The 7766-nt window shown below is 50.2% G+C and carries 9 protein-coding genes; 1 reads left to right on the forward strand and 8 read right to left on the reverse strand.

The features are described from left to right. Nucleotides 1-14 precede the first annotated feature (14 nt). On the reverse strand, nt 15-413 hold the full coding sequence (locus tag CPA45_RS18790) for a thiol-disulfide oxidoreductase DCC family protein (protein WP_096654205.1): 399 nt from the start codon (nt 411-413) through the stop codon (nt 15-17). Next, a complete protein-coding gene (locus CPA45_RS18795) occupies nt 410-1987 on the reverse strand; it encodes a cryptochrome/photolyase family protein (protein ID WP_096654207.1) in 1578 nt (525 codons plus the stop codon). The genes CPA45_RS18790 and CPA45_RS18795 overlap by 4 nt, the downstream gene beginning before the upstream one ends. A gap of 111 nt (nt 1988-2098) precedes the next feature. Between CPA45_RS18795 and hemH the strand changes: the two genes are divergently transcribed. Next, a complete protein-coding gene (gene hemH, locus CPA45_RS18800; RefSeq protein WP_096654209.1) occupies nt 2099-3172 on the forward strand; it encodes a ferrochelatase in 1074 nt (357 codons plus the stop codon). Nucleotides 3173-3188: 16 nt separating this feature from the next. On the opposite strand, the gene CPA45_RS18805 is transcribed toward hemH, so the two are convergent. From CPA45_RS18805 to mbhE, 6 genes are all read right to left on the reverse strand, one after another. Continuing rightward, entirely contained in the window at nt 3189-3632 is a 444-nt protein-coding gene (locus CPA45_RS18805) for a Na+/H+ antiporter subunit G (RefSeq protein ID WP_096654211.1), read from the reverse strand. 11 nt (nt 3633-3643) lie between these two features. Next, the gene (locus CPA45_RS18810; protein WP_078088234.1) at nt 3644-3913 is read right to left on the reverse strand and encodes a K+/H+ antiporter subunit F; all 270 of its coding nucleotides are present in this window, start codon (nt 3911-3913) and stop codon (nt 3644-3646) included. Then, nucleotides 3907-4398, reverse strand: a complete 492-nt coding sequence (locus CPA45_RS18815) for a Na+/H+ antiporter subunit E (protein ID WP_096654213.1) — start codon at nt 4396-4398, stop codon at nt 3907-3909. The genes CPA45_RS18810 and CPA45_RS18815 overlap by 7 nt, the downstream gene beginning before the upstream one ends. Next, nucleotides 4398-5930 carry a monovalent cation/H+ antiporter subunit D gene (locus CPA45_RS18820; protein ID WP_096654215.1) on the reverse strand — a complete coding sequence of 511 codons (1533 nt, stop codon included), beginning with the start codon at nt 5928-5930 and terminating at the stop codon, nt 4398-4400. The genes CPA45_RS18815 and CPA45_RS18820 overlap by 1 nt, the downstream gene beginning before the upstream one ends. Further along, nucleotides 5930-6271 (reverse strand): Na+/H+ antiporter subunit C, encoded by a 342-nt coding sequence (locus tag CPA45_RS18825; RefSeq protein WP_096654217.1) that lies wholly within the window; start codon nt 6269-6271, stop codon nt 5930-5932. Before CPA45_RS18825 ends, CPA45_RS18820 begins: the two co-directional genes overlap by 1 nt. Beyond that, nucleotides 6271-7766 (reverse strand): hydrogen gas-evolving membrane-bound hydrogenase subunit E (mbhE, locus tag CPA45_RS18830; RefSeq protein WP_133066800.1); only part of this gene is annotated, 1496 nt, incomplete at its 5' end. The genes mbhE and CPA45_RS18825, both read right to left, overlap by 1 nt.

Raw genomic sequence — 7766 nt, forward strand, 5'->3', positions numbered from 1 at the left:
TTGTTTTTAGCGCCTTACTGCCTTGATTGGCGTTTTTTCCACCATTGCCCCAGTCGGATCCGGCGGCGGGCAAAGAAACGGTAGCCTGAGTTCATCACGTTTCGCAGGCCCGGTAAGCACGATAGCTTTACCAGCCGCCGGTAGCCCAGTACAGCATAAAGGGCCCGGCTGGCATCCATGCCCACATACCATATCCCTTTACTATCCAGCAGGTGTAGCTGCCCCATCATATCGTTCAGGGTACGGTCTAGTGCATCGGCATTGAAGTCACTGCTTTGGATATCCACCAGTTTGACGCGCTCTTGATGGCGATGTCTGGTCAGCCACGCTACTTCCACTCGGCAAAAGGGGCAGTGGCCATCGTGATAAAGCGTAACTGGCGTGGCAGCGTCTAGAGTACGATAGCGGCTCATTGTGACTCCTTTTGATAACCTTGAGTGTGAGGCTGTAGCCCATATCCTGGCCTTGTGTCTAGCCTAGAGAGAAAGGCTTTAGCCTGCTTGCGCATTGCGTCTCGCTTATCTTCCTTCATACGTGAAAGCGTGCCATAGATGAGCTTCATCCTCGGGTTACGATTTAAGCGTTCGGCATTAGTTTCAAGAAAGTACCAATAGAGGCTATTAAATGGGCAGGCGTTAGGGCCTGTTACCTGTTTGGGGGTGTAACGGCAGTGCTGGCAGTGATCAGACATTTTGTCGATATACTTACCTGATGCGCAGTAAGGCTTAGATCCCATCAAACCGCCATCAGCATGCAGTACCATGCCCAGTGTATTGGGTAGCTCGACCCATTCGCAGGCATCGGCATAAACAGCTAAATACCAATCGCAGAGCGCTTCCGGTTTTATGCCGCATAGTAGGGCAAAGTTACCCGTTACCATCAAACGTTGGATATGATGTGCGTAGCTGTTGTCGATAGTCATTTGAATGGCGCGCTGTAGGCAGCGCATATCAGTGTTCGCATCCCAGTAGAAAATAGGTAGATCTCTATCAGCAGCAAGCCCGTTTAGCTGCTTATAGTTGGGCATTTGAGTCCAATAAAGTCCGCGTACGTATTCCCGCCAGCCGAGTATTTGGCGAATGAAACCTTCGACTGCATTGATGGGGGCGTTACCCGCGTAATACTGCTGCTCGGCTGCTTCGCACACTTCTTGTGGGGTTATCAGTCCAATGTTGAGAGCAGTCGATAGCCGAGAGTGGTACAAAAATGGCTCGGTATCGCTAATAGCATCCTGATAGCTGCCAAATTCAGCTAGCCTGTGGTCAATAAAGTGTTTCAAATCTACCAGTGCTTGGCGGCGGGTCACTGGTAAGTTGAAATTATCCAGTGAGCCCATATGCTCACAGAAATGACATTTTGCATCGTTGAGTGCTTCCCGAGTGAGTTCATCATGGGAGTGTTGAGGTGGCGTGGGAAAGCTAAGCGCTACGTGAATAGGATCCCGGTTATCGTGATCAAAATTCCACTTACCGCCAGCCGGGGTGCCGCCCTCCATCAGTAGTCCAGTACGCTTGCGCTGTTCACGATAAAAGTACTCTAAGCGCAGCTGTTTACGCCCTTTAGCCCAACTAGCGAAATCATCAGGTGTAGTAAAGAAGCGATCATCTTCCAATATGTGCCAAGGCAGGGGGGCGTTTTTGCGCTTTGTTATGTCAGCCCACAGGCGCCATTCACCAGGTCGGGCGACCCGGATTTCATCGCAGTCGTACTGGTTGGCAATGCGCTCAGCCTCACTTAGTAGCGACTGTGTGTTATCTGGGGCATCAATGCGGCTGTAATGAACCTGAAAGCCTTCCTCCCTAAGTACTTGAGCAAAATGCCTCATGGCGGCTATAAAGAGGCCGATTTTGTGTATGTGGTGGGGTACATAACGTGCTTCTTCCGCGACTTCGCACATCCCAACCACCGCATTAGGTGGTGCATTTCTTAGAGTGGCGAGAGAAAGCGATAGTTGATCACCCAGTACTAGCAGCAAAGGCTTGGACATGAGTTTGCCTGTAGTTATACAAATGATGTTGATAGTATAACTTTATGCCGCAGCTTTGCTGGAAAGTGTTACTATTTTAGCTACTGAAAGTAGCCTCTTAGGAGTAGACGAATGACCGATAGCGTTGTAAAGGATCAGCCGGGCGAAGGCCGTTTGACCGATGCGCCAAGTGACCATCCTGCCGTGGCTCGAGCCAAGGTAGGTGTGGTATTGGCTAATCTCGGCACCCCGGATGCTACCGATTACTGGTCAATGCGTCGCTACTTAAACGAGTTTTTATCTGACAAGCGTGTAGTGGATTACGCGGGTTGGAAATGGCAGCCGCTGCTACAGTTGATAATTTTGACGAAACGCCCATTTTCGTCAGGCCATGCCTACAAAAGCATTTGGAATACGGATAAAAACGAAAGCCCTCTATTAACCACTACTCGTGCTCAAACTGAAAAGATGTCCGCGCGGTTAAAGGCGCTTTACGGGGATGATGTAGAAGTCGATTTCTGTATGCGCTATGGCAATCCCTCAACTGAAAGTGTGTTAACACGCCTGAAAGAGAAGGGTTGCGAGCGTATTGTATTTTTCCCTCTTTACCCTCAATACGGTTCGCCCACGACGGCTACGGCAAACGATCAAGCATTTCGTGCGCTGATGAAAATGAAGTGGCAGCCCTATATACGTACTGTGCCTGCCTATTTCGAGCATCCTTCCTATATCCAGGCGCTCGTAAACTCAGTTGAAGAGGCTTACTCCACGTTTGAGACACGCCCAACAAAACTGGTAGCCAGCTACCATGGCGTGCCTGAGCGTTACCTAATGGAAGGTGACCCCTACCACTGCCAGTGTCAGAAAACCACGAGGCTGTTGCGCGAGAAGCTTGGTTTTACTAAAGAGGAGGTAGATACCGCTTTTCAATCACAGTTTGGTCCCGAAAAATGGGTCGGTCCGCAAACGGTAGAGCATGTGGCAGAGCTGGCAAGGCAGGGACACAAGCATATCGCCATTATGTCACCTGCTTTCTCATCGGATTGTGTAGAAACCCTTGAAGAGATCAAAGAGGAGATCCACGACAGCTTTATGGAAGCAGGTGGAGAGACCTTCAGTTATATACCTTGCTTGAATGATCGTGATGATCATATTGAGGCGCTGTTGGCCGTTGTGAATAACGAGCTGTCAGGCTGGCTATGTTAGTGATTAATCAAGCGGCTTAACGGCCGCGGGTTTTTAGCAGCTGTCGACGGCGATTTTTTGAACTGCCAGGACGTTTGGGGCGAGCGGGTTTTGCAACACGGCTTTGCCCTACGTCTTCATCCAGCAACTCAGGCAGAGAGCCACGTGTGCTGGTTGTAAAGCGTAAGTGCATGTGTAGGCCAGTCTTTGCCAGCATATGACCAGTTACAGGCGCGGTTAGAAACAGGAACAAGGTAATAAGCAGTTCCTGCATGTGGGGCTCGCGCTGTGTTGCTGTAAAGTAAATCATCGATGCAATGAGCACGCAGCCAATACCTAGGGTTGTGCCTTTGGTAGGGCCGTGCAGACGCATAAAGAAGTCTTTGAATTGCAGCATGCCGAGTGAGCCGGTAAAAGCAAACATACCGCCACAAATAAGCAGTAGTGATACTAAAGCCTCAATTATAAGAGCCAGTGTCATATACGCCTCCGTTACTCGATAATATCGCCGCGCAGCAAGTAGCGACAGATCGCCATCGTGCTAATAAAGCCCAATAAGGCGATTAACATTGCTGCTTCAAAGTATGTTTTGGTATTAAACCAAAGCCCAGCGATAACGATGAGAGCAATAGCATTGACATACATGGTGTCGAGAGCGAGTAAGCGGTCTGGGATATCGGGGCCTTTCGCTAGACGGTAAACATTCATTGCCAGTGCCAGCACGATAAGCGTCAAGCTAATCCAGAGAGCGGTAGCTAACATTCAAAGATCTCCTTCAAAGGGAGTTCATAGCGCTCGTAAATAGCTTGAATGAGCGCTTGTTCATCCTCCATATCCAAGACATGAATAAGAAGAGATGTGTGGTCTAGCCTGATATTGGTGGAGACAGTGCCCGGTGTCAGGGTGATCGTGTTCGCCAGCAGGGTAATAGCCAGCCTATCCTGTACTTGTAAGGGGTACTCAATAAAGCCAGGGTGGGGGATACGTTTGGGGCTTAAAATTAATAAACTAACATGAATATTGGCCACTACAATATCGGCCAGTACACGCAACACGAAACGCGCAAGTTTGATGGGGTGTTTTACTCGGGGAAAGGGTAGCCAAAAACCACGGGTAAGTAGCGGTATGCCTATCGCCAGTAGTAAGCCAAGCAGTAGCTGCCCAACAGCTAAACTGCGTACCATCAATAGCCACGTGATCAATAGGATTAATGACAATACGGGCGCTGGAAAATAGCGGGTAGGCATTAGTGGTCTCCCTCTGGGCGTAACGCGAAATCGGCCGCGTTCACATCGGGCAGTATGGTCTGGATAGTATGCTGTGGTGAAGCAAGCTGTTCAGCAGTAGCCTGTGTGTAATGGCTGACAGGTCCTGCAAACAGCACAAGCAAGGGCGCGCTGACAAGTAACCATGTAACACCGGATAGCTGTAAACTGGTTACTCGCGGCCCGCTAGGAGCGCCTTTGTAGCTTGCCCAGAAAAATACTGAGCCAGCGCGAGACAGGGCAATCATGGCTGCTAGTCCGGCCAACAGTAGTAGTGGCCACAGCCAAAAGCGTTGGAAAGCGTCGGCGGCCTGCATGAGTAATAGTTTTCCCAGAGCCCCTGCTAGTGGAGGTAAACCGGCCATGGCAACGGCTCCAACTAGGAACATGCTACCTAGTAACGTTGATTGCTGTAACTTACGTGCGCGTACTAAACGAGTACCTGCTTTGCCGCGTTGTAAGCCAATTAGCTCCGCTAACAGAAATAGTGCCCCCGCAATAAGCGTGGTGTGTACCAAGTAGTAAAGTAGGGCCCCAGTGCCTGAGATATGACCCATGCCAGCGCCGCTCATCAGAGTGCCAACTGATACGAGCACTAAATACGCAACTAAGGTGCGTAAGTCACGGGCTGCCAATGCGCCTATCCCGGCCAGTAATAGGGTTGCTAAGCCGCCCCACCAAAGCCATGCATCGATGTAGACAATGGCTGGGCTTTCCGAAAATATCAGTGTTTGAATACGTAGCAGGGCGTATAAGCCAACTTTTGTCATAATCGCGAAGAGCGCTGCAACAGGGGCAGGGGCTGACGCGTATGTGCTCGGTAGCCAGAAATAGAGAGGTAAAATAGCAGCCTTTAAACTGAAAACGACGGTAAGCAACAAAGCCCCAGCGGTAACCAGTGCGGCATTACCCTCTTCCAACTGGGTGATGCGATACCCCATGTCTGCCATGTTGAGGGTGCCCGTCGCGCCATACAATACGCCGAGGGCGATTAAGAACAGTGCGGACCCCACTAGATTAAGCACAACATAGTGTAGGCCTGCGCCAATGCGTGCTTTGCCACCTCCGTGCATGAGTAGGGCATAGGAGGCTAGTAATAAAATTTCAAAAAATACAAAGAGATTAAATAAATCTCCTGTTAAGAAAGCGCCATTCAAGCCCAGTAGCTGAAGCTGGAAAATACCGTGAAAGTTGCTGCCGCGAGCATCATCTCCTGCGCTGGCAAATAGAATGCAACCCAAGGCCAGTACAGCAGTTAATGCCACCATAAGAGCCGACAAGCGATCTAGTACCAGGACAATCCCGTACGGTGCCTGCCAGTTACCTAGGTTGTAAACGCTGATAACATCGCTATTAGCATGAACCAGCAGTACGCCTGAAAGGGCAACTAAGAGAGAGGTTGAGGCGATACTAATACGCCGCTGTAACTGGCTGGGAGCTTGTCCCATCAGTAATAGGGCCAGTGCTGTTAGCATAGGCAACAGAATAGGGAAAACTAATAAATGTTGACTCATTAGCGGGTACTTCCTTCTTCGCCTTGCTTGCCATCAACATGGTCATTGCCCAGTTCGGCTCGTGCCCGAATTGCTAGAATGACCACAAAAGCGGTCATGGCAAAGCCAATAACGATTGCCGTTAACACCAGTGCCTGGGGAAGAGGGTCGGCAGGCGCAGCTGATTCACCAATAACCGCTGCTGAGTGGGTATGAAGGCCACCAGTTGAAAATAAAAATAGGTTGACGGCGTAAGATAGCAACGCAAGGCCCACAATGATTGAGAACGTGCGCCCCCTGAGCAGTAAATAAATACCGCTAGCACTTAATACACCTGTCACCAGAGAAAAAAGCAGCTCCATTATTTATTGCCCTCTTTTGATGCCGTTTGCTCTGTTGTTTTTAGCGTGGGGCGGTGTGCTGTTGTAACGCTGCCCAGATTTACCAAGATCATCAGCGTGGCGCCTACCACCGCAAGATATACACCTAAGTCGAACAATAGCGCGGTAGCCAATTCGGTTTTGCCAATTAGCGGGATATCAAAGTAACCAAACGACGACGTTAAGAAGGGGTAGCCAAATAGCCAACTGCCTAGACCAGTGAGGACTGCAACCACAAGCCCTAAGACTGAAATCACCGGATAAGAGATAGGAAGGCGGAGGCTGGTCCACTCGTAGCCACGAGCGATGTACTGTAGCAGCAGTGCGATAGCGGTAATTAGCCCGGCAATAAAGCCCCCACCGGGTTGGTTGTGACCACGTAAGAAAATATAGACCGACACAAGTAGTGCCAGAGGTAGAATTATCTGGGCCACTACCTCAAGGATCATTGGGTAGCGATGACGCGACCAGCGAATACCCTCCAGGTTGCCGGAAGGTTTAAACAGCCTTAAGCGGTTAAGCAGTTTATAGGTGGCTAGCCCTGCCAGGGTAAGTACAGTGATTTCACCTAACGTATCAAATCCGCGGAAATCTACCAGTATGACGTTAACGACGTTGGTACCACCGCCTCCTGGTACGCTATTGGCAAGGAAATAGTCTGAAATGCTTAATGCCTCACGGGTTAGCAGGGCATAGTTTAAGCCAGCGATAACCAGCCCTAGAGAGCCTGCTAATAGCACATCACGTAAAATGCGCCGTGATGAGACCCAGCGTGGCGGTCGTTGGGGAAGGAAAAATAGAGCAAGTATCAGCAAGATCATTGAGGCAACTTCCACGGACAGTTGCGTCATCGCAAGATCGGGGGCTGAAAAGCGAATAAAGGTAAGTGATACAGTAAGGCCTACCATCGATAGCATCAGCAGAGATACCAGCCGCCAGCGGTGGGCCAATGCGCTGCCAATAGCACCTAGCATTATGACGCCTGCGCCTAGTAGGGTCAGCCCATCAATTGGCTGCATGCCAGCACTCCCTGCCAATGTATCTAACTGACTTAAGCCAAGGGCAGTCATGCCTAGTGCGGCTAATAACAGCAGTGCCTGGTAGCGCTGGAGAGAGCCATTCTCTAAACGGAGTGTCACCCACAGTGCAGCTTTAATAAGTCGCGTAATGGCCTTTTCAAACATAACTGGTGCATGAAAGGCGGGTAGTAACGCTGCTAAGCTGCTGATGTTTTTATGCCGCCATAATAAAGTGATACCGCCGAGAATGGCGACCAAGCTCATTAGCAGTGGTAAGTTAATGCCATGCCAGAGTGCGAATACGAAAAGAGGGGCATTATCTCCCTGTACCGCTATGCTTGCAGCGCTCACTAGTGGAGCGGCTAACGTCATTGGGAAAAGACCCACAAGCAGGCATAAGCAAGCTAGCGTTAAGCCCGGTAAGTACATGCCTTTAGGGGGGTCGTGGGGGGGATGGG

This window comes from Vreelandella nigrificans (assembly GCF_002374315.1).
GTDB classification, from domain to species: domain Bacteria; phylum Pseudomonadota; class Gammaproteobacteria; order Pseudomonadales; family Halomonadaceae; genus Vreelandella; species Vreelandella nigrificans.